The sequence below is a fragment of the Roseiarcus sp. genome (assembly GCF_052145395.1).
Lineage (GTDB): Bacteria > Pseudomonadota > Alphaproteobacteria > Rhizobiales > Beijerinckiaceae > Roseiarcus.
In genome coordinates this window covers 1-2,804 of the sequence record NZ_JBKQOT010000367.1, presented here as the reverse complement: position 1 = coordinate 2,804, position 2,804 = coordinate 1, and the positions used below count along the sequence as shown (strand labels likewise).

The 2,804-nt window shown below is 67.2% G+C and carries 2 protein-coding genes; both read right to left on the bottom strand.

Annotated elements, in window-relative coordinates; translation table 11 throughout:
• Window positions 1-1,486: HlyD family type I secretion periplasmic adaptor subunit (locus ACLP25_RS12315; RefSeq protein WP_442469483.1), on the bottom strand; the 1,486-nt coding region annotated here is incomplete at its 3' end.
• Window positions 1,483-2,804, bottom strand: a 1,322-nt coding sequence (locus tag ACLP25_RS12310; RefSeq protein ID WP_442469482.1) for an ATP-binding cassette domain-containing protein, incomplete at its 5' end; no start/stop codon positions are given. The genes ACLP25_RS12310 and ACLP25_RS12315, both read right to left, overlap by 4 nt.

The following is a 2,804-nucleotide window of genomic DNA, read 5'->3' as shown; positions in this document are numbered from 1 at the left end:
CTTTCGAGCCGACCCCGACGACCGGAGAGAAGAGGTATTCGAGCAGACGGCGCGAGCCGGTCTTGATTTCCACGGTCGCGGCCATGCCCGAGGTCAGCGGCTGCTTGGCCCCGTCGACCATGATGGTCGAAGCGTCGGGCTCGAGCACGACCGCGAACACGAGATTCTGGGTCCGCTCCGCGCCGGCGAAGCCGGACGCCTTGGAAACGCGGGTCGGGTCCCCCTCGATGGCGCTCGCGTCCGGCGATGGAATGGCGTCCTTGGCGATGCGCATGACTTTGGCCTTGAGCGATCCGTAGCGGGTGAACGGAAATGACTCGACCTTGATTACCGCCTCTTGGCCGACCCGCACGAAGCCGATGTCCTGGTTCGGCACATAGGCTTCGATCTCCAGTCGCGAGTCTTGCGGGACGATCCGCATGACCTCCTGCCCGCTGTCGACGACCTGGCCGACATTGGTGATGATCGAAGACTGGACGCGGCCGTCGATCGGCGCTTTCAGCGTGAGGGTGTCGACCATGGCCTCAGCCTTGGCGAGACGTTGGCGGTTCTCCTCAGCCTGCCGCTCGGCGGCGTCGAGCTTCTGCGCCTGATCCGACAGGAACGCCTGAACCGCCTTCTCGCTGTCGCGCGCGATGACGTCGAGCCCCGTCGTCGCCGAGGCGAGCTCTTCCTCATGGATGGCCAGTTGGGTCTGCTGATATTGCAGGGTCTCGGTCGCGTCGATGACCGCTGACTTCGCGCCAGATCGCGACGCGACCAGCTCAGCGCGCATGTCGACCCGCTCCTGCAGCGTCGCAATCAGGTTCTTCTGGGTCGCGATGGTTCGCTCCAGCATGTCGCGCTCGGCCGACTTCTGCGTCTTCTGGGCGTCGAAGGAAGCGATCGTCGCGGCAAGCTGGCCGAGGTCCGCCGCCAACACGCCCTCTTCCCGCGCGCGCAGGTTCGCGTCCATTTCGGGGGGCCACGCGATGACCGGGGGCGGCGAGAACGCACGGGCGTGCGCGGCGGCGAGCGCTGCGCGTCGACGCAGGCTTTCGGCCTCGGCCGATTTGAAGTCGGCGCTGGCCGCCCTCACGTCGGCCTCGGCGGCCGAACGGTCGAGCTCGACCAGAACGTCGCCCGCCTTCACCAGCGCGCCATTGGCGGCGTGGACGGCCGCGACCCGGCCGGTCTCGACCGGCGCGATCACCTTGACCCGGCCGGTCGGCTGGAACTTGCCCTGGGCGGAGGCGATGATGTCGATGCGCCCGAAATAGGCGAGGCCAAGGCTGACGACGACGAGCGCGCAGATGATCCAGAGAAACGCCACCCGCACGGGCGAGGCGGGCGTCTCCAGGATCTCGAGGACGGGCGCAAGGAATTCCCGGTCCGACGACGCGCCGCGGCGAGTATCGCGAAGTGACAGCGCTTGTTCTGTCCCCTGCCGGCGCGGCGGCGTCGCCGGGGATCCCGTTGTGGCGATCGAGTGGACGACGTCGTTCATGCCGCAACCTCCACCGGGCTCGCCTGCAGGCCCCAGAGATAGGCGTAGAGGCCGCCCGGGCGGCGGACCAGCTCCTCGTGCGAGCCGGTTTCCACGATGCGCCCGTCGGCCATGCCGACGATTCGGTCGCAACCACGCACCGCCGCCAGCCGGTGGGCGACGATGATCACCGTCCGGTCCTTGACGATGCGGCGCATGTTGCGCTGGATGATGCGTTCGCTCTCGTAGTCGAGCGCCGACGTCGCCTCATCGAGGATCAGGATGCGCGGGTTGGTGGCGAGCGCGCGGGCGATGGCTATGCGCTGGCGCTGTCCGCCCGACAGGTTAGCGCCGCGCTCCTCGATCATGGTGTCGTAGCCTTCGGCAAGCTTGTCGATAAACTCGTCGGCGCCTGCGAGCCGGGCGATCTCGATCACCTTCGCCCTCGGCATGACGGGATCGGCGAAGGCGATGTTCTCATGGATGGTGCGGTTGAACAGCAGGTTCTCCTGCAGAACGACGCCGATGTGGCTGCGCAGCCATGACGGGTCGACCTGGCTGAGGTCCGCGCCGTCGAGAAAAACCTGGCCCTCGGTCGGCAGGTAGAGGCGCTGTACGAGCTTGGTCAGCGTCGACTTGCCGGAGCCGGACGGGCCGACGACGCCAATCGTCTCGCCGGGCGCGATCTTGAGCGAGACGTGCTTGAGAACGTCCGCGGCGCCCGGGCGATAGCGGAAGGTGACGTCCCGGAGTTCGATCGCGCCGCGCGGGGTCGGGGGCGCGAGCCGCATCCGCGGCGCCGGTTCGGGCGGGGCGTTCAGGATGTCGCCCAAACGCTCGACCGAAATCTGGACCTGCTGGAAGTCCTGCCAGATCTGCGACAGGCGGAGAATCGGCTGGACCGCCTGGGAGGCGATCATGTTGAAGGCGACGAGCGCGCCGACGGTGAGATCGCCGTCGATCACCGCCTTCGCCCCGAAGAGCAGGATCGCCGCCGTCGTCAGCTTGCTGACGAACTGGATGCTGATCTGGCCGCCGGTTCCGAGCATCGTGGCGGCAAAGCTCGTCCGGACGTAAGCCGCGAGCTTCTCTTCCCACTGGGCGCGCACCATCGGCTCAACCGCAGCCGCCTTGATCGTCCCGGCGCCGACCACGGTCTCGACCAAAAACTGCTGGCTCGCCGCGCCGCGGTTGAACTTCTCGTTGATCAGATCGCGCAGCGGCGGCCGCACCAGGAAGCCGATCAGAATGTAGACCGGCAGACCGATCAGCACGATCAGCGTGAGCGGCACGGAATAAGCGAACATCACCGCGATGAATACGACCGTGAAAGCCAGAT